Here is a 19,148-nt window from a genome sequence, read left to right on the forward strand (position 1 = left end):
TAATTAGTCTTTTATAGTACCTATCAATATATCATTAAAATGTAATCTATCATAGTGCCTAAGGCCCTGTTGTTGGATATTAACAAAAATAAAATCTATATAAAGCTTTATGTGTAAAATTTTAATGGAGTACACTGGAATTGTACATTTTTTGCATGTGTATACGAATGAGGAAAGTATGTGAGCACCAGATATAGATAAGCAAAGCCAGAGTTACATATACAGAGAATAAAGGAGGTAGGGGGTGAAATCAAGTAGTTTAAATTTTAAATATATTACAGTGGGAAAATATAACGAAGCAGTATCATCCATCCAGAAGAAAAGTAAAATCCCCCTTAACGAAAGGGGGATGGGGCATATCAAAAACATGATATATTGTAGTAATCGCAATTAAAGTAAATTTTATTTTCGATTAAACTCATACATTTCACCTACAAGCACTTCGTTGATGGCATGCCTGAAATCTTCCTTTGTTGGGGATTCGGCCGCTTCCTTTAATATAGAAAAAAAGTTTTTAGGATCATACAGACGAAGTGGGGAAAAGAAGGGTCCATGTGTCAATGGCCAATCGCCCTCAACAGTAGAGGCGATTTTAAGAAGAATGTCTGAACTACAGACGTTCACCTCAGCTTTCCAGGGCCCTGCCGACCATTCATGGCTAAATTCTACGGGGCCGTTTGGTTCACTTAGTACACAAAACATTTCAATGTCCGAGAAAGGGCCGTCAGTACCTTTGGCAACAGATCCATAGATCCCTATAGCCAGAATTTTGTCTCTGTATACTTCATGTAACCTCGCAGCTATTTCGTGGCAAGTCTGAAGTCTCTCACTTCGAGAAATGTTGACAGGTCCATTCATGTCCATTAGTGATCTCCCTCTATTTCCTACGGTCTAAGTGACTTGTCCAATTTACGGATTTGCCATTCAGCGAGGGTTTAATTTCACTTGTGAGCCCTTGCCGCCCGTCTGGATTCCAGTATCCTTCACTCCGGCTTCCTTCAGATCGACTAGTAGCCGCTCTAGTACCGCTTTGGCGACAGGTGCTTCTTTTGCACCAGACGCTTTAACGACCAACTGCACCGGTTTGCCGGAACGCAGATGTTTGTCTGCCTGACGCAGCTTCGTGTCGTAATCATGCTCCTCAATATGAGCAGTGAAGCGAAGCTCCTTGACCTTTTCTTTGCCGCTGTTTTTTGCGGTTCGGCCGACATTCGTTTTGCTTGCTGCGGCTTCTTTTTGCGCAATCGCTTTTCCTTTGCCCTTTGCGACCAAGCTACAGGGTGGTGGACTGCTCATCAGTGAGGTGCAGACCAGGTCCACCCCTTTGGATCGGGCCATAGCCAAGGCTTCTGACTTCGAGATAACGCCGAGCTTCTCCCCTGCGAGTCCAGTGAGTACCACTTCGTCAGCTTTAATTTGCTCGTTGATTAATACTGCCACGTAAATGTAGCCTCCCTTAAACAATGATAAAGCTATCATATACGGAACCCGTTTGCGATTCAATTTTAGATTTATCCGTATTGACAAAAGTCACTAAGCCCTATACTCTTTTACTGATAATGATTATCATTTTCCAATGCAATATACATATAGGGGTGATTGAGAGAAATGAAAAAGATGTTGAATAGCCTATTGTTATTTGTAGTATTTACTATTGTATTGGCGGGCTGCGGTGCAGCTGGGGATAGCTCGAAGACGGAAGGTACTGCTGGGTCTGAGCAGACATCTACTACGGCTGGTCCGGTTACGGTTAAGGACGACCACGGGGAAGTCAAGCTGGACAAGCCAGCGGAACGTGTCGTTGTACTCGAATGGACGTTTACCGAGGACCTCATTGCACTTGGCGTACAGCCTGTCGGCAATGCGGACAATGAAAACTACAAGCTGTGGGTAACACCGGAGGCGAAACTGGCTGATACCGTAACTGATATCGGCACACGGGGCGAACCGAATCTAGAAGCGATTGCGGCGCTCAAGCCAGATCTTATTATCTCTAACGCCGATAACAATGCAGCGATCTATGCACAGCTTAAGGGGATTGCACCGACGATAGAATTCGATCCTTACAAGGGGAACGGCTATGATTACGACCGTATGGTCGAAATTTTCAAGCAAGTCGCTGTGGCTACCGGAAAAACGGAACAGGCTGATAAGGTCCTAAGCGAACTTGACCAGCACTATGTAGATGCAAAGGCTACATTGGAGAAGGCAGGCAAAGCAGACTTTCACTATGCGCTGACACAAGCCTTTACAGCTCAAAATGCTGCCAGTCTGCGAATGTTCAAAGAAAATTCGGTTGTAGTGGGAACGCTTGCGAAAATCGGCATGGTGAACGACTGGAAGTCGGACAAGACTGAGAAATATGGGTTTAGCACCGTTGGCATTGAAGCTCTTCCAGCTGTGCAGGACAGCAATTTTATCTATATTACGCAAAAGACGGACGATGTATTTGGAGCCGCGATGAAGAACAACTCGGTATGGAACGGACTGAACTTTGTCAAAGAAAAACGGACCTACCCACTGGACGGTACAACATGGACGTTCGGCGGCCCAATCTCATCCAAAGTGCTGGTTGATCAAGTAGTCGGAGCTCTAACGAAATGACCCGAACAGGCACAACGGGTTTATCGAAGACTTGGCGTGTAGGAAGCATCTTTGGGGGCGGATTGATCGTCCTCATCGTGCTTTTTTTTGTAAGCTTGTGTTATGGAGAGGCTTCAATCCCGCTGCATACAGTAATTGAGGCGTTGACCCAGCGTCAGAATACGCTCGATCATAACATGGTGTGGGATCTCCGAATGCCGCGTACGGTCATCGGAATCCTGGCTGGTGGTGCGCTGGCCATCGCCGGTGCTCTGCTCCAGGCCATCACCAAAAATCCGCTGGCGGCTTCTGATACACTAGGAATTAACGCCGGTGCCTACTTTGTGGTCGTCCTTGGCGCGGTGATGTTTCCCGGATTGCTGCATCAGGCGCCGTTTCTATTTGCCGCTGTCGGCGGCCTGCTTGCAGCGGTGCTGGCTTACTTCATGGGCGGGGGACGAGCTGGAAGTCCAATTCGGTTGGCACTTGCCGGCTTGATTGTATCCATGGTTCTCGGTTCGTTTACCGGAGCTTTGCATATCTTTTATTCATTTGAAACGCAGGGACTGTTTCTCTGGGGTTCTGGCTCGCTTGTGCAAAACGACTGGAGCGGGACGACTTACGCCTGGCCCTGGGTCGTAGGACTCTCGATCATTGCCGTTCTGCTGTCAAGGCAGTTTGATGTTCTGGATCTGGATGAGTCCACATCCACGTCGCTCGGACAAAAGGTTAGCTTGACCCGGGCGGTGGGAATTGTATTGGCTGTCCTGCTATCGACCATTACAGTCAGCGTCATTGGACCCATTGGTTTTGTGGGTCTGGTAGCTCCGCATTTGGTTCGCTTAAGCGGTCTAAAAATGCATCGTTGGGTGCTGCCCGGTTCCTTCCTCTGGGGGGCATTGCTGTTGACGGGCGCTGACGTGCTGGCGAAAATGGTCCACCAATCAAGCATGGATCTGCCGACCGGAGCAATGATGGCCTTGATTGGGGCTCCTTGGTTAATTTGGCTGATTCTGTGGAAAATGAAGCTGCCTTCTGGTATTAGCGGGCAGTCTTCCATGAACATAGGTGTGCGCTCTCGGAAATTACCGTATGGCAGGCTGGTCACGTTGTTTGGATGCGGTGCCGTGCTGTTGACCGTATTCAGCCTGATGTTTGGAGGAATGCGAATTCCGGTCGGCGATTTGCTGTCCGGCCTGTTCGGCGGTGAGAACGCAAATTCGGCCTTGCTGCAGTTTAGAATTCCGCGCACGCTGGTGGCAGCCGGGGCTGGTATCGCGCTTGCGGTCAGCGGTGTCTTGATCCAATTAGCTGTTCGTAATCCCTTAGCGGATGCCTCGATCATCGGTGTTTCTTCAGGGGCTGGTTTCGGCGCGCTTGCAGTGATTATCGTTTGGCCTGGGCTGCCTGTTTATATGCTGCCCATCGCGGCGATTGCCGGAGCGATGGTGTCAGCGGCGGTGATCTTCTTTTTATCATGGAACAAGCACCTAAACCCGTCTGTGGTCATCCTACTTGGGATTGCCGTATCAGCGATCGGAGCAGCTGGCATTCAGATACTGATTATCCAAGGCTCGCTTTGGGGCAGCACAGGCTATATTTGGCTGACGGGTAGTACCTACGCTCGAAACTGGGGGCAGGTGGCGACGATTCTGGCTTTTCTGCTCGTATTGTTGCCAATAGCCTGGTGGCTAGCTCGCCGCTTCGATCTTTTGGTGTTTGACGATAGCAGCGCCATGGGACTGGGACTTCCGGTGCGCCGAACCCGGCTGCTGGCCATGGCAGTGGGTGTGCTGCTGGCGGGCGGAGCGGTGGCCTGTGTGGGTACAGTTGGCTTCATCGGGCTGATTGCCCCGCATATCGTGCGTACGTTGATTGGGCACCATGTACGCCGCTCCATTGTTCTGTCGAGCATCTTGGGAGCGGTGATGCTGGTGCTGGCTGATACGATTGGCCGGACAGTGCTTGCGCCGACCGAAATTCCTTCCGGATTGCTGATCGCACTGATCGGTGCACCGTATTTCCTGTACTTGATGTATCGCTCCAATAAGAGTAAGTCAGTGTAGTTGAATATGTACACAAACAGGCTGTTTCCCAGCGGATTTTCTGTGGGGAAGCAGCCTTTATTATTAATTCTCCTACGTAGTCATTGGGCTTTATATTTACAAATCTAATAAAATAGATATAATATTTTATATGGAACCGTCATTGATTTATAAAGCATTGTCAAACGAAACTCGTCGTCTAATTATGCTGTGGTTAAAAAAACCAGAAGAGTTTTTTGATGAACAGGCTTATCTAAAACAAGGGCTTAATTTTCAAATTGGTGTATGTGTGGGAGATATTCAGGCTAAAGCGGGACTTGCGCAGTCTGTGATTTCAAGTTATTTATTAACGATGCAAAAATCCGGTTTGTTAGAGTCTGAGCGTATTGGGAAGTGGACGTACTATCGTCGGAATGAAAAAACAATCCGGGAATTTGCCGAGTACGTTCAAAAGGAACTATAAACTGAAAGGAGGTTTTTTTTCACATAACATATCTACAAATCTGTATATATAATTAAATTGGAGGCTTATACTTAAAATGAAAAAGGTTAACCCGTTACTTATTATCATTCTTGCTTTAGGCGTATTCGGCATTATTACAACGGAAATGGGGATTATAGGCGTTCTCCCTCAAGTAACCCAAAAATTCCATGTATCATCTGCCCAGGCTGGTTGGCTCGTCAGTATTTTTTCTTTAGTTGTTGCCATTTCAGGTCCGTTCTTGACCTTACTCGTTTCCGGCATGAATCGTAAAGTCATTCTATTAACCGCTGTATTCAGTTTTGTCATTTCCAATATTGTCTATGCCTATACCACTCATTTTGAGGTCATGCTCATTTTTCGTGTTCTTCCTGCTATTTTTCATCCTGTCTTTTTTTCGGTCGCTCTCGTGACTGCATCTCATCTTGTCCCCCGTGAAAAGAGTAGTAAAGCAGTCACCAAGGTTTTCGCTGGAATTACAGTAGGATTTGCTTTTGGCGTGCCTTTGACTTCTTATCTTGCCGAAAAGATATCGTTAGAAGCTGCTTTCTTATTTGGTGCTGTCGTAAGCATGATTGCATTTGTAGGAATACTCGTATGGCTTCCTTCCCTGCCAGTTCAGGAAAAGATGTCTTATGGCAAACAGCTTGGTATATTACGTAAACCTCAATTATGGTTCAACATTGTGACTGTTATTTTTATCTTTGCAGCTATGTTTTCGGTGTATAGCTACTTTGCCGAATATCTTGGAGAAGTAACTCTTATGAACGGGTCATGGATCAGTATGATGTTGATGGTCTTTGGAATCGTCATGATTTTTGGAAACTTTTCATTTGGAGGATTATTACATAAAAATCTGATTAAGACCGTCATCATGTTCCCATTGCTATATATGGTCATTTACGTATTCACTTATGCTCTGGGGGCTTCTTTCCTACCAATGATTGTGGTTGTGCTCATTTGGGGGACCGTGCATTCCGGGGGGCTAATTATTAGTCAAACATGGTTAACCACTGAAGCGAAAGAAGCTCCAGAGTTTGGAAACAGCCTGTTTGTCTCATTTTCTAATCTAGGTATTACGATGGGAGCTGCTATAGGCGGCTGGTTTATCTCTCACTTGGGAATACACCAGCTCATCTGGAGCGGACTGATGTTTGCACTGCTAGCGTTTTTATCTATGATTATAAAAATAAAAATATTCAATTCGAATGCAGCGGAAGCCAACGTGCGTTAAAATATGGAGAGACATTAGAAGAGTACTCTACAAGATGACCATAAAATGATGCATGGGGTGATGTTGATTGCATATCGTATGGACTTCGATCTTAATGACATTCGTAATCGTTAGCGGGATCTTGGCGTTGCTCATCTGGGGAGTGATATCCTTAATCAAGCGCTTTCGCTAAACGCAATGAGGAGTAGACATCTCTAAGTATTAGAAATTACATTATCTAATTGGGAGGAATAGATGAATATTCGAATGTATCACGATCTGGAGGCTCAATTGGAAGAGGAAATTTGGGCTCTTGGTGAGGAAGCAGCTCATATACTCCCATTAGATAGCAACTTAGCTGAGGAAAAAGCACAGAGGGCCTGGGATCTAATACCCGAACCTAAGCATACATGGGGCATTACAGGTGTAACCCTACATCAGTATGTTCAAATACTCAACTATAACAGCCATATGCAGCGATCAGTAGAGCTTTTAAATGAGGAAATTTTAGATTTAGAAGGTTCAGGGTACCGAATCATACATGCAGAGCCTTACATTCAAATGGCGGAAACGCTTCTTCTTCAGAGCAAGCCTGGATTAGCTCATAAATATCTCCAGAAGGCATACTCGATTGGGAGTGCAAGAGCATTTCGGGATCAGCCCAAGCTTTATCTCGAAATGGCGAAAAGTAAAGCTCTGGATGAACAGGATATACTACTTCAATTTGCAGCGTTAGATGTGAATGCCAAACTTCTAAGCGATTTAAAGGATAATCAATAACCAATGAAATGGCCTCATACAGTCTGAGATAAAATGCTGATCTGGATACGACGGAAAATGGGTTTCAATATTATTTATGGGGAGGACCAATGCATTGAAATTAAAAGAAGTGCTCTTAGGCACCCACAGTTTCGAAGCGATAAAAGCTTTTTACGGCTCTCTCTTGGATTTGCAGGTTGTGGAGGAGAACCCTTCGCGGTTGTCTTTTCAAGTAGGGGAATCGGTTCTTGCTTTTCAGGAATCTTCTCACATGGAAAATGAATTTTATCATATTGCGGTTACGATTCCAACGAATAAATTCATAGAAGCAAAACAGTGGATAATCGACCGTGGGATTTCATTGATTTCAAGACCCCAAGAAGATGAGTTTTTTTTCGAAAACTGGAATGCAACAGCGCTTTACTTCTATGATCCGGATCATAACCTTGTCGAGTTCATCGCTCACCATACACTCAACAACGCAGTCACTGAAGCTTTCGGGCCCCACTCTCTACTTCGTATAAGCGAGATCGGTCTTCCTGTCGATGATGTCTCCGAAGTATCTAGGATAATCGCCGAAACGTTCCAACTTCATTCATGGGGAGGGGCTGGACAGAAATTCGCGCCGCTAGGGGATGTAGAAGGATCATTTATAGTCATAGACAAGCAACGGCCTTGGTTTCCTGATGATAGGCTTCCGGTCGTATTTAACACCAGAGTCTTGTTCGAAGCTCCATGCTCTGCCAGTCTTTCGCTTCACAATGGTTTGTATGAATTGAGATCAAACTGATTTAGGGCTTCCCCGGATTTCTGGAATAAAGCTTGCACAAGGGGGAAATCCGGGGGGCCATAATACATTCAGGAGAGAATATATGAATATTAGACTACTTGATTCAAATGAAAAATATCCAATAGAGCTCTTGTTACTAGCTGATCCTTCGCACCAACTTGTTGAGGAATATTTAAAAAGAGGGCAGTGTTTTGTAGCAGAGATTGACCATCATATTGTTGGAGTCTATGTTCTTTTACCTACAAGACCTGAAACAGTTGAGTTAGTGAATATAGCAGTATCAGAAGGTATGCATGGTAAAGGAATAGGCAGACAATTAGTAACACATGCAATTGAAACAGCCAGGGCACAAGGTTATAAAATGATGGAAATGGGTACAGGAAACTCTAGCATTGGACAGTTAGCTCTCTACCAAAAATGTGGGTTCAGAATTGTTGGTGTAGATCTAGATTTCTTTGTCAGACACAACTATCTAGAAGAAATTTATGAGAATGGCATACAGTGTAGAGATATGATTCGTATGTCTCAGGATTTATAGAGCTTAATTTCTTTGCAAACCCTTCAAAGGTATCTTAAGTAAGGTTCTGAAAGGTATATGATATTGTGCCAAAAGATGGTACAATAAATTGCGGAAAGGCTATACAATCATTGGATTGCAATAGTCCTCTTTTTAATGAGTTGATATCCTAACAAGTTCCTGATAAGGGGTGGTTACTTTTGTACAACACAACCACGATACTCACAGAGATAACAAAACATATGAAAGATAATAATTTAATACTAAGTGATTTAGCTAGAGAGGCAGAAATGAATCCGGGCACCATGAGCAGTATTATCAATGGGAACCGCACACTTTCAGTGGATCAGCTAGACCGAATTACAAAAGCAATGGGGCATCCCGTTGGCTATTACTACGAACGGTATGTGTCTGAGTATTTAACAGAGGCTAATCCGAATTGGCGTCGAATGAGTCCTTTTATACATAATTGTGCGAAATTAAACAAACTGGACTGCATTCATGATGTGGTCAATCTATTGATGGATAAGTTGGGCTATTCAGAATCCTTATTTGAGCTTGCTGAAGAGCTGTTTAAAGAAGAATGTTATGAAGCGGCAACTATTCTGTACGAGAATGTAGCTATGAGTGAGAAAAAACAGTATTCGGAACGTTTAGCAATTTGCCAATATCGACTGTTCCAAACGAGGCAAGGAGATAATCAAGAAAAAAATTATGATGCGGTTGTTCAATTTGAGGCTTACGTGGAACGTTTGGATGAAGCGGACCAGTTAGATGCGTTAAGAGATTTAGTAAATACTTGTCGTTCATTGCGAAAGTGGGATAAGGCAAATAACTTTGCTACGGCTTTGGGCAATAAAGCTGAAATACAATATAAAATTGACCAGCAGCATACAAAGAGTGAGCAAACAAAGAAGCCTTTTTATCCTCCATTTGTTTATTGGGCATTTTCGCATTTAATTCGTGCTGAAATTAGTGATGCTAATAAAGATTATGAGACAGCGCTTCAGCATATTCAAAAGTATGCCGATTTAAGCTGGGTAGAAGAAAAAGATGATACAACTTTAAAATGGAAAAATCAATTTAAAGAATGGGCCGACGCCAATACTTATGTGAATAGGCTTATGTCTGGCGATGTAAGCGTACTCTCTGATTATGTTGCTTATTTTTCTTCGAAGGAAGATGAAATACTTCCCGCAATAGATAACATAATCGAGGCGGCTAATCGATACAATATAAATGTAGATCATATACTTGCATTGTTTGAAGTAGAAATTCAATCTTTTTTGAATGAACAAAATCGAGTAGGCGTATATACTCAACAAATTATTTTAGAACGTTTTACTCATTTCTCCAATGAATTAGCAAAATACTATTTGAATAAAGGGATATATCCAGAAGGGTTTCGTTTTTTGTTGAGTTGTTTGGAAAAATCTACAGCTATTAATAATAAATCATATATAATCAAATGTGTAAGACTCTATGAGTCCTATCAAGAGTATGCATCACCTGAAACAAAGACAGCGTATAGAAATTTGATTAAAGAGGTGGAGGAAGATGAAGCATAAAATTGTTCTAACCATATTGGTGACTAGCTTTCTATTAATGACGATAGTGGTTGCTCCTTTCCAATATCAAGAGTTTGGGTCTAGATACGAACCAACAGGGCACCACGGGGGAATCTAAGAATAAAAAGTCTCCAGTATAAGGCACAGTAGAACCTAAAAAATTACTATTATTAAGTGGTTAGACGGAATGATCCGTCTAGCCTTTTTATTGCGTTTTGCTGTATATAAGCAATATGAGGAAATCTTCTTTTGAGAAATATATGTAAAAAGTGCAAAAATGTTATGTGTGCTGTTGTAAACAACTGAAGGGTATATGACTTTGTTCCAAAAGACAATGATGGGCTAAAGTAATTCTTACTAACTGTTTCTCATTACATGGTTTAATTATGTATCATATGCCGAGTCTACGTTGAAAGGGTGGTTTATCTATGGAGATCACACCTACGATTAGAGCAGAAGTTCAAACCTATCTGATAAGAAAAAGCTTAACCATGACCGAGTTTGGTCACATTATTGATTTGAATGTAGGAACAGTTAGTGGCATTGTGACGGGCAACCGACCTATTTCTGTTCACCAGCTAGATCGTATCACTATGGGTATGAATTTGCCACCGGATTATTTTTATGAACGTTATATTGATGAATGTATTGAAGAAGAACCGCTCAACTGGCGAAGAATCAGCCCTTTTTTGTACCGATGCGTGGTGTTAGGACGACTTGATTGCTTGCGAAGAGTTGTAGGTATGTTGCTAGATAATCCTGTTTATCTTCCTTCACTTTTTGAAGTAGCCGAGGATTCTTTTAAAAAGGGTAATACTGAAGCAGCGGCGTTCCTTTATGAAAACGTGTCAGAAGGGGAAAAGTATCAGTATTCAGAACGATTGGCGGTTTGCCAGTATCGATTGTTTACGATTCGTATTGGAGACGATCAAGAGAAAAACTATGATGCAGCCATTCAATTTGAGCCTTACGTTGATCGATTAGATGAGGTAGATCAGTTAGATGCCTTAAAAGACTTGGCGAATACATACCGCTCGTTACGAAAATGGGATAAAGTAGAACTATTCGCTAAAGCAATGGGAGACAAGGCAAAAATTCAATACAAACTGCAACAACAGCGGCATCATGTACACAAAGACAATTCGAAGAAACCTAATTTTCCTTTGTTTGCGTATTGGGCATTCTCGCATTTACTTCGTTCACAAGCATGTGATGAGAGGAAAGACTATGAAAAGGGACTTCAACACATTAAAAAATACGCTGATTTAAGTTGGGTTACTGATACAGATGAAGAAGCTTTGAAATGGAGAAAAAAGTACGAAGACTGGGCAGTAGTAAACACGTATGTTAATAAGCTTCTTTCTGGCGATAAGAGCGTTCTTTCTGATTATGTAGTTTATATTTCTTCAAGAAAAGATGAGATTCTTCCCGCACTTGATATTATGATTGAGGCAGCTAACCGATACCATTTTGATGTAGATGATATTTTAAATCAATTCGAAGAAGAAATCATCTCCTTTCTGGAGCAGAAAAAAGTTGAAGGATTGTATACTCAACGATTCACAACGGAGCGATACACTCATTTCGCAAGGGAATTGGCGATCTATCTTTTGCGCAAGGGGAAGTTTTCAGACGGTTTTACATTTTTGCTCAGCTGTTTGGAAAGGTCCGCTGAAGTTAATAACAAAATACAAGCAATTAGATGTATGAGGTTGTTTACACATTTTAAAGAACATGCATCTGCTCACACGAGGGCAGTCTACGGAAATCTAATTAAAGTGGTTAATGAAGATGAAGAGTAAGTTGATTCCACCCTCCTAGTATCCAGTTTTATGTCAGTAGCATTAGTAATTATGATCCAACTGGACAATATGGAGGAATGTTGGAATAAAATAGTCTCAATTTTAAGATCACAATAGACCTAGAAAATTAACTATGATCAAGAGGTTAGATGGAATTATACGTCTAGCCTTTTTCATATCGTTTGTTTTGCTCTACATAAATAAGCTTCTAGAAGTGACTTAGCTTGGACTTTTATCTGTCAAATGCTTATTCGATCATTGGAAGATTATATAATGTGGTTAGTAGTATTTAAATAACAAGACATATTGCCTATTCCCTTCATTTCCCTTATGATAATTGCACTACTACCAAAGAAGGAGATACATATGAAGAAAGCTATTCTACTACTATTAATGTTTGCTATCTTAATTCCATCACAAGTATTGGCAGCAACATCTACAAAAGCAATGTCAACAAGTGAAATCGAAAAAATATACTTTGAGAATTACAAAGATCGTGTGAAGGAAATTAAAATTGCACAAAAAAAACTTAATGCTGTTCTGGGGGCAGAAGTTCGTGAGCTAACTCAGAGATTAAGTCAAGCATCAGCGCGCTATAAAAACGAAGTGAAAAATAAATCAAGTAAAGCGGTAATAGCTCAAGCCAAGGCTGATTGTGATAAATTAAAGAAGCAGCTCGGCGTGGCTAAGGTGGAACTAAATAAAACAGTTAAAAATTACAAAAAAGAAAGCGAACAAGCATTAAAGGATATTGCAAGTCAGAAAGCAGAGCTTATAAAATTCATTAAGAATCACACAGCAGGAAAAGATAAACTTACGGAGTCTCAATTTAGCAAACAAGTTAATGGAGATATTATGTCGATTGACGGCTCATTTACTGGCATTTTAAAAATGTTGACGGAAGCTGAATAATGGTGAGTAAAGGCAGCAGGTATCACCTGTTGTCTTTTTAATTTAGGCTTAGAATGGAAAGGTATTGTTAGTCGACTTTGGATTGCTGTGAAATGGGGACAAAGAGGATATATGGATATGGATGAAATGAATTTGTTCGTTTTTATATAATGAAGTACGATTAGCGAGGAGAAAAATTTATGAATCGTAAGTTTTTTATCATGGCTTTGATAAGGGGTATTTTCGGGTATTTCCCTTGTGGGCTGGGAGTTGCAGTATTATTGGAGGCTTATAGCAGATATAGTCTAAGAGGTTTTTTAATTGGAGCTACATTTTTCCTTATCGGGGGATTGGTGCTTTATTTCACAAGAAGCTATGAATCATCAGATTGGTTACTATAGATAAAACAAATATTTCATTACAAGGAGTATATGATGTTATCACCAAAACAAGAAGAGAGCCTTAGTAAATTTATGAGTAAAATTCTTAGGCATACACCAGAACAGTTTGGAATTAAGTTGGATCATGAAGGTTATTGTCACGTGCATGACTTAATTTCAGCAATTAAGTCAGAGAATAGATGGTCGGATATAGGAGAAGCAGGGATTGATCAAGTCGTAACTAATTGTCCAAAGAAGCGATACCACATGGTAAATGGATACATACGAGCGAACTACGGGCACAGTGCAGGAAGATTAGATTACGAAGAATCCATTCCGCCAACTGCTCTTTATCACGGAACAAATAGCAAAGTAGTTGATAAAATTATTACCGAGGGAATTAAACCAATGGGGAGAAAGTATGTTCATCTATCTGAGACACTTGAATTTGCAACATTGGCAGGTAAGAGACGTGGTGAATTAGTCATTCTTGAAATCGATACAGTAAAATCGATGGCTAACAATGTTAAGTTCTATATCGCTAACAATGGTGTTTGGCTTGCCGATTTTGTGCCCCCACAATATTTTAGAAAAATTTAACACTGATATTTTCGTTTATATTAAAAAGAGGCTTTATACAATACTTTTGACATAGTAAATCCGTTCATATCAGTCCATTTGTCACATAATATAAAAGGAAATTTCAGGATAACAGGTGGATATCCCTAAACATCTCCTTCTGATAAGATTATTTCCATCTAAATTAAAATGGACGTGATCAATTGGGGAGAATATTGGTTCCACCTGACAAGCTAATGGAAGTGGCTGACCAGTTCTTGCATGGTAAACACGAAATGGAACGTATGTTGAATTTACTGAATGGAAGAATTGATTTTGTCCAACAAGGTTGGTCTGGTGCTACCCGAGAGAGGTTTTTCCAAGATTTTCAGGTCTCTAGACAATCCATGGGCGTGACGCTTGAACGAATTTCTACGGTTGCACAAGAACTCATTTTTATTTCAAAAAACTTCACACAGGTAGATGGAGAAAAAGTCGTACTGGATGTGCCAGGGAATGGTGTGCCTGTTAAAACGGCATCAAGCGGTGAAGGTTGGTTACATAAAATCTTTGAACAGATCGGTAAAGCTGAGATCACAAAAGCCGAAGCTCAGATGGAAGCTAGTAAGCTTCAAGGGGAAATTTTGTGGGATACTGCTCAGGGAGCGAAAGGTGCTATTCAGGAAGATTTAACCTTGGGGATGCTGCCTGACAAAGACCGTGACTATGATCATCCTATGGCTGCTAAAGTAGGTGAAATTCTCGGTCACGTAGCTACGACATTGCAGGGGGCTGGTGAGGTAGTAGCTGGAATAGGTGGAGAAGGATTATCAGTTGCTGTTTCATCCACGGGAGTTGGTAGTATTATCGGAATACCTGGATTGATTGGCTCAGCAGCTTTAGCGGCACATGGAGGTACAACCGCAGTTAAAAGTGCAAGCGGAATAGGGAAGAGCTCAGCGGAATTGTGGCAGATGATGAAGGGAGAAGGTGTACCTTCTTATGGGAAAAAATCTGTTCCAGCAGGTCCTTATCGTGAAGTTGACAGTTACCCTGTAAAAGTAAAACACGGAGATCAGGAGAAGCATATTGTTGGGACGCCCAACTACAAACAAGACTTAGCCAATGGTAAGAACAAGAGTATTTTCTATGGTGATAACAAAACCGCACAAGAATTACTTGATAGTTATTCTGGAAAAGGTGCTATGTTTAAAGCAGGGCGAGAAAGGATTGATTTCGGAAAACCTATCGGGAAATATTATAATAGAGATACTGGTATGTTCGAAGAAACAACAAAAGGAATTATTCATTACAGTAAAGATGGCGCACATATTGTACCAGCAGCGCCTTAAACCAAGGAGGAATATATGGGATATGATTCTTTGATTAAAGCCATTCTTTCAGTACCGAAAGAAGAATTAACTATTCAGTGGGGAAGTGGATTAAAGATTATTGGTACTAGGGACACCATTTATGAAACAAACAATGGTTTAGATGAAGATGATAATGAATTCATTGAATATGATGCTGCGGTTATTGAAGTTAAAAAGATAGTATCTAAGCCGATTAACGACGAAGGAAGTATATATAATTGGTTACAAAAAGGAAAGAGCCCCTTTATTGAAATTTCTCTCCATAACGATCCTCCCAGCATGATAACATCTACTGATGGATCTATTATTTGGAAATATGAATAACTCTGGAAATCCTCAATTGTGTATTTTTCACTCAATCGAGGCTAGATGGGATTATCCATCTAGCCTTTTTGGTTTGTATGGGTACCACATAAATTGTAAGCACGACAAAGCATATAGTCCCCTATGGTCTAACATTCGTTATAAAGTAGTAGGATGCCATTACACCTAAGAAAATTAAAACAATTGCGCTACATGCGATGTAGACTACACGGATCATGGAAATTCAAAGCAGCATCCAGAGTGGCCTCATGAACATGTTTTTGAATGGAAAGAAGATGGGACATTTAAAAGAGTTAACAAGAAGTAGGAGGGACTGTTTTGGAATACAATGAATTGGTGGAACGTTTTGAAATGGGGGAAGAGTTTCAGTTCTCCTATAAAAATGATAGCTATTGGATTAGCCAGAATGAAGAAGAGTACTTTCTTACTCGTGAAAGAGACAGTTTTTCGCAGTCGTTTGAAACAGCAAGAGAGTTGTTTATTCTTGGGAAGATTGATGATAAGACTATTTTAGAGTTGTGGGATAACATAGACATTTGAAAAAGTACTATTTGAGCCTACTCCTTAATAATAAAAACGAGAGTGGGCCTTTTACATAGTTAGTCAAACTGAATAAAGGAGGATGACATTTACAAACACCTTGCTTCAAACGAAGGTGCGTCAAATTCAAATTACCATGCTCCAATATCAAACATTACAAGTTGTTGAGCTAGGATAAGGGAATCAAGCAGATGAACAAAATGCCCATCTAAAAGATATTACCGATATTGTTAAGGAACTCGGTATCACGAAACAACAGCTACATAACTATAAAAAAACTCCTAAAGTTGATTCCTGAGTTACAGGGTATGTTTGAAGATCAGGAGTTGAAAGCGATGACTATAAGCTTTTGGTCATAGGTATAAAGTTATCTTATTTCACATAACAATTAGGAATTAAGTTCGTTTTCCATAAATCGGAATAATGTTACTATGTCATAACGAACTCAAACAGAGGTATATTATGACAACAATTAAAGTGACACCTGAGCAGCTTATGACTGCCTCCAAGCAGTTTGAGTTAGCACAGCAAACGGCAACTCAAATGAATAGTAATTTAGTACAACAAATTTCATCTATGGGGCAATTGTGGGAAGGACTGACTAAAGAGAACTTTTACTATTCCTTCCAAACCTCTCAGAAGAATATGAATGACTTTGTTACCTTGACGGATTCTATTGCTAGGGAATTACGTCACCATGCAGATAAATTCAGATTAGCAGATCTGATGGAAGCAGGTAACATTGACGCAAGTTGTTTACCACCTCCACCGAATTCATGTGCTGTTCCTGCTCCAGATACACGGAATGCGTTCCAAAAATCAGTAGATAGCTTAACTGAACTAGGTCAGGATTTTGTAGACGCTAACTCAGTACGCTATGAGAAAAAGTTTAATTCAGTCTGGAGCTTTCTAGATTATATGTCATATGGTATTCCAAAAGGAATGTACCAAGGGTACATGGAACGGGCAGCTAAACAAAACGATTCATGGAATGACATGCTCAATTTCGGTACATTTGGAGTAACAGGTATGATTCAAGGGGCATTTAATCCAAACAATGCCTGGTCAAAGGAACACTGGGCTAATATGATCGGTACAGCTGGATTAATTGGAGGAGTTAGTTCAGTAATCAAACCTAAAATTGGGATTGGTAGTACAATAAAGTTAAACGGTGAAGTTAGACCATTTCCCAAAGGCCATGATCTAGATTTGAAATTGTGGGAAGAGATGCCTGTAAGCGGTCAGAGAAGGTTAACACCAGATGGATTAAAAATTATGAATGTTAGTGAAATAAAAGCTTTTAAAAAAGAAATGAATGCTATTGATGTAAAAGTTATAATTGATAAAAAGGGCGCTATACTTCCAGAAGAAGCTGTGGGTGGCTTTAATCCTAGTACAGGACAGATTGTTATACGACCAGATGCTTCCTATCTAAGTGCAATTCACGAATCTTACCATGCAAAACACTTTGGAGAACTTGGAAAAGAAACATATATGAATTTATCCACTATAGCTAAAGAAGAGTATGTTTATAATGAAATCATCAAAAATAAAGACAAATTTAATTCCTCAGAAATATACGAAGCACAGAGATACATTTATAAAGTGAGAAACGGACAGTGGCCTCTGTCTAATTGGAAAGGGTATGAAGAATAATGGATGAAAAAGTGGATACTAAATTAACAGCTACTCAAGCTAGAAAAATTGCTCAGGATTATCAAGAAAAATATAAGTTATATGGTGTAATACATGATGACACTGAGCAGTCCGTCAAATTTTACCCGGAATTCTACAGGGTTGAGGGTGCTGCATGGTTAGTTTTAGCTGATATCACACCAAAGAGTTATGAAGGTGATGATGAGATTACTTTTGTTGTCTCGGATAGAGATGGGGTTGTGGATCATGTACTTGATCATAATGGACTACCACAGCGTTATCATGTACCTAGCAATAGAGATTATACAGATGAAGAGTTTGAAGCTATTTTTAATGATGAAGAAGAGTAAGTTGCTTTACAATACCAGCGTCATATAGTCAGTGTTAAGCTTGCTCCTTTAATAATAAAAATGGGAGTGAGCTTTTTTATAGTTATCCAATCTGAATGAAGGAAACTGTGATTTTTAATATACCTTGCTTCAAAATAAGGTGGGTCAAATTCAATTCACCATGTTCCAATATCAATCATGATCAAACTGGAATAGTGACAAAGGAAATAATTGCAAAAAAGGAGATGCACAATGAAGCGAAGGTAAAGTGGTTTGCTCTAAATGCTAGTCGAAGAATTACAAGGACAATACATATAACCGTGATCTTGTTCCAAAAGTAGAAGTGATTGAATGAAGTACGAAGTGCTAGGTAATTCCTAGATTTAAGATGAGTAAATAATTTGAGATCGGCAATTTGATATTGTTTATTTGTCTTAGAAAGTCTTATTGTTGGACAGAGAAAAGGGAGTGTAATGGAAACGCGGCTTCTGGAAATTGGAGTAGTCTGTCTTGTGCTAGTGATTTTGTTTTGATCTTTGATAACTGTATTAATGATATACACAATAGGTGGAACTTTCTTTGTTTCGGGAGAAAGCATTATCTTTGTATACGCTCAACTGCGTAATTATCACATAGTTTGCTCAATTACGACAATACTTAGGGTCAGTTTAGGTGAACGGAATTAATATTGAGAATTGTGGAACTTGATGTTATTTCGTCTATCTATCAGGATTTAAAGTTGTTTGTTGTATGCTTTTTTGGGAATAGATAAAATCAGCGGGAGTATTTTTATAGATGAAAAGCGTCAATAATTTGTAAAAATTGTATATTTACCTTTGGTTAAAGGTATTTATGCAATGAACAGAAAGGAGAAATTTTGACATAAACAACAAGGCAAAGGATTACTTTTCAGATGTACTAACTGAACATATCCACAAATGGCAACGTGGAGATATTATTACAATAGAAGCTGGCTGGATTGTTTGGAGGAGTCAGCTCAGATAGTTAGAATGGAGATGTTCTTTTGGAGATTATGAAGTTAGACGATATTATTAAAACACCCAATAAAGGAATCATTTTAATTGGAACAAATATTGGATTAGATAAGCAGGATCATACGAATCTGAAAAGTTTGATAGGTTCAAAAATACAAGTAGATAAGGTAGATGGGACAAAATGTGAACTGGACGTATTGGATATTAGCCTTTCTTTTTCCATTGCTAACCTTCCACTCATTGGTATTAGTGTAAAGGATTCAGAAAATATTAAAGATATAAAAAAGGGAACACAAGTAGTGCAATTACTATAGATCTATAATGTATTGCGATTTTCATAAAAT

Annotated in this window: 19 protein-coding genes and 1 pseudogene; 18 read left to right on the forward strand and 2 right to left on the reverse strand. The window is 40.2% G+C overall.

Annotated features, from left to right (window positions below):
* Positions 1–414: 414 nt before the first annotated feature.
* Positions 415–864, reverse strand: a pseudogene (locus JOE49_RS13460) (kanamycin nucleotidyltransferase C-terminal domain-containing protein); the annotation flags it as partial.
* A 60-nt stretch (positions 865–924) separates the two neighbouring features.
* On the reverse strand, positions 925–1,440 hold the full coding sequence (gene infC / locus JOE49_RS13465; protein WP_160788865.1) for a translation initiation factor IF-3: 516 nt from the start codon (positions 1,438–1,440) through the stop codon (positions 925–927).
* Positions 1,441–1,608: 168 nt separating this feature from the next.
* On the opposite strand from infC, the gene JOE49_RS13470 reads away from it, so the two are divergent.
* The 18 genes from JOE49_RS13470 to JOE49_RS13555 all read left to right on the forward strand — a co-directional run bounded on the left by JOE49_RS13470 (position 1,609) and on the right by JOE49_RS13555 (position 19,118).
* The gene (locus JOE49_RS13470) at positions 1,609–2,604 is read left to right on the forward strand and encodes an ABC transporter substrate-binding protein (protein ID WP_023987856.1); all 996 of its coding nucleotides are present in this window, start codon (positions 1,609–1,611) and stop codon (positions 2,602–2,604) included.
* On the forward strand, positions 2,601–4,649 hold the full coding sequence (locus JOE49_RS13475; protein ID WP_209941516.1) for an iron ABC transporter permease: 2,049 nt from the start codon (positions 2,601–2,603) through the stop codon (positions 4,647–4,649). Before JOE49_RS13470 ends, JOE49_RS13475 begins: the two co-directional genes overlap by 4 nt.
* A 130-nt stretch (positions 4,650–4,779) precedes the next feature.
* Complete coding sequence (locus tag JOE49_RS13480; RefSeq protein ID WP_023987858.1) at positions 4,780–5,091, forward strand: ArsR/SmtB family transcription factor; 312 nt, start codon at positions 4,780–4,782, stop codon at positions 5,089–5,091.
* A 76-nt stretch (positions 5,092–5,167) separates the two neighbouring features.
* Entirely contained in the window at positions 5,168–6,343 is a 1,176-nt protein-coding gene (locus tag JOE49_RS13485) for an MFS transporter (RefSeq protein ID WP_209941518.1), read from the forward strand.
* Positions 6,344–6,577: 234 nt separating this feature from the next.
* On the forward strand, positions 6,578–7,102 hold the full coding sequence (locus JOE49_RS13490) for a hypothetical protein (protein WP_209941521.1): 525 nt from the start codon (positions 6,578–6,580) through the stop codon (positions 7,100–7,102).
* A 94-nt stretch (positions 7,103–7,196) separates the two neighbouring features.
* Complete coding sequence (locus JOE49_RS13495; protein ID WP_160788870.1) at positions 7,197–7,871, forward strand: VOC family protein; 675 nt, start codon at positions 7,197–7,199, stop codon at positions 7,869–7,871.
* Between the two features lie 82 nt (positions 7,872–7,953).
* Complete coding sequence (locus JOE49_RS13500; RefSeq protein WP_209941523.1) at positions 7,954–8,409, forward strand: GNAT family N-acetyltransferase; 456 nt, start codon at positions 7,954–7,956, stop codon at positions 8,407–8,409.
* Positions 8,410–8,588: 179 nt separating this feature from the next.
* Positions 8,589–9,956 carry a helix-turn-helix domain-containing protein gene (locus JOE49_RS13505; RefSeq protein WP_209941525.1) on the forward strand — a complete coding sequence of 456 codons (1,368 nt, stop codon included), beginning with the start codon at positions 8,589–8,591 and terminating at the stop codon, positions 9,954–9,956.
* Positions 9,957–10,384: 428 nt separating this feature from the next.
* Positions 10,385–11,758: a helix-turn-helix domain-containing protein gene (locus JOE49_RS13510; protein ID WP_209941527.1), complete on the forward strand. Its 1,374-nt coding sequence runs from the start codon at positions 10,385–10,387 to the stop codon at positions 11,756–11,758.
* A 366-nt stretch (positions 11,759–12,124) separates the two neighbouring features.
* The gene (locus JOE49_RS13515) at positions 12,125–12,670 is read left to right on the forward strand and encodes a hypothetical protein (RefSeq protein ID WP_023987866.1); all 546 of its coding nucleotides are present in this window, start codon (positions 12,125–12,127) and stop codon (positions 12,668–12,670) included.
* Positions 12,671–12,849: 179 nt separating this feature from the next.
* Positions 12,850–13,050 (forward strand): hypothetical protein, encoded by a 201-nt coding sequence (locus tag JOE49_RS13520; protein ID WP_023987867.1) that lies wholly within the window; start codon positions 12,850–12,852, stop codon positions 13,048–13,050.
* 33 nt (positions 13,051–13,083) lie between these two features.
* Entirely contained in the window at positions 13,084–13,629 is a 546-nt protein-coding gene (locus tag JOE49_RS13525; RefSeq protein ID WP_209943616.1) for an RNA 2'-phosphotransferase, read from the forward strand.
* Positions 13,630–13,811: 182 nt separating this feature from the next.
* The gene (locus tag JOE49_RS13530) at positions 13,812–14,939 is read left to right on the forward strand and encodes a polymorphic toxin type 50 domain-containing protein (protein ID WP_209941529.1); all 1,128 of its coding nucleotides are present in this window, start codon (positions 13,812–13,814) and stop codon (positions 14,937–14,939) included.
* 15 nt (positions 14,940–14,954) lie between these two features.
* Complete coding sequence (locus JOE49_RS13535; RefSeq protein WP_013309519.1) at positions 14,955–15,284, forward strand: hypothetical protein; 330 nt, start codon at positions 14,955–14,957, stop codon at positions 15,282–15,284.
* A gap of 318 nt (positions 15,285–15,602) precedes the next feature.
* Positions 15,603–15,824: a hypothetical protein gene (locus JOE49_RS13540; RefSeq protein WP_075153995.1), complete on the forward strand. Its 222-nt coding sequence runs from the start codon at positions 15,603–15,605 to the stop codon at positions 15,822–15,824.
* 462 nt (positions 15,825–16,286) lie between these two features.
* On the forward strand, positions 16,287–17,480 hold the full coding sequence (locus JOE49_RS13545) for a WXG100 family type VII secretion target (RefSeq protein WP_209941531.1): 1,194 nt from the start codon (positions 16,287–16,289) through the stop codon (positions 17,478–17,480).
* A complete protein-coding gene (locus JOE49_RS13550; protein WP_049828507.1) occupies positions 17,480–17,830 on the forward strand; it encodes a hypothetical protein in 351 nt (116 codons plus the stop codon). Before JOE49_RS13545 ends, JOE49_RS13550 begins: the two co-directional genes overlap by 1 nt.
* Before the next feature lie 1,012 nt (positions 17,831–18,842).
* Positions 18,843–19,118 (forward strand): hypothetical protein, encoded by a 276-nt coding sequence (locus tag JOE49_RS13555; RefSeq protein WP_231517285.1) that lies wholly within the window; start codon positions 18,843–18,845, stop codon positions 19,116–19,118.
* Positions 19,119–19,148: the final 30 nt, after the last annotated feature.

It is taken from the genome of Paenibacillus sp. PvR133 (assembly GCF_017833155.1).
GTDB lineage: Bacteria > Bacillota > Bacilli > Paenibacillales > Paenibacillaceae > Paenibacillus > Paenibacillus polymyxa_B.

Bases quoted from the DNA above. Each gene is read 5' to 3' on its own strand.
- JOE49_RS13500 (WP_209941523.1), top strand. From the start codon at position 7,954: ATGAATATTAGACTACTTGATTCAAATGAAAAATATCCAATAGAGCTC.
- JOE49_RS13475 (WP_209941516.1), top strand. From the start codon at position 2,601: ATGACCCGAACAGGCACAACGGGTTTATCGAAGACTTGGCGTGTAGGA.
- JOE49_RS13520 (WP_023987867.1), top strand. From the start codon at position 12,850: ATGAATCGTAAGTTTTTTATCATGGCTTTGATAAGGGGTATTTTCGGG.
- JOE49_RS13480 (WP_023987858.1), top strand. From the start codon at position 4,780: ATGGAACCGTCATTGATTTATAAAGCATTGTCAAACGAAACTCGTCGT.
- JOE49_RS13525 (WP_209943616.1), top strand. From the start codon at position 13,084: ATGTTATCACCAAAACAAGAAGAGAGCCTTAGTAAATTTATGAGTAAA.
- JOE49_RS13555 (WP_231517285.1), top strand. From the start codon at position 18,843: ATGAAGTTAGACGATATTATTAAAACACCCAATAAAGGAATCATTTTA.
- JOE49_RS13490 (WP_209941521.1), top strand. From the start codon at position 6,578: ATGAATATTCGAATGTATCACGATCTGGAGGCTCAATTGGAAGAGGAA.
- JOE49_RS13545 (WP_209941531.1), top strand. From the start codon at position 16,287: ATGACAACAATTAAAGTGACACCTGAGCAGCTTATGACTGCCTCCAAG.
- JOE49_RS13470 (WP_023987856.1), top strand. From the start codon at position 1,609: ATGAAAAAGATGTTGAATAGCCTATTGTTATTTGTAGTATTTACTATT.
- JOE49_RS13510 (WP_209941527.1), top strand. From the start codon at position 10,385: ATGGAGATCACACCTACGATTAGAGCAGAAGTTCAAACCTATCTGATA.
- JOE49_RS13485 (WP_209941518.1), top strand. From the start codon at position 5,168: ATGAAAAAGGTTAACCCGTTACTTATTATCATTCTTGCTTTAGGCGTA.
- JOE49_RS13550 (WP_049828507.1), top strand. From the start codon at position 17,480: ATGGATGAAAAAGTGGATACTAAATTAACAGCTACTCAAGCTAGAAAA.
- JOE49_RS13515 (WP_023987866.1), top strand. From the start codon at position 12,125: ATGAAGAAAGCTATTCTACTACTATTAATGTTTGCTATCTTAATTCCA.
- JOE49_RS13535 (WP_013309519.1), top strand. From the start codon at position 14,955: ATGGGATATGATTCTTTGATTAAAGCCATTCTTTCAGTACCGAAAGAA.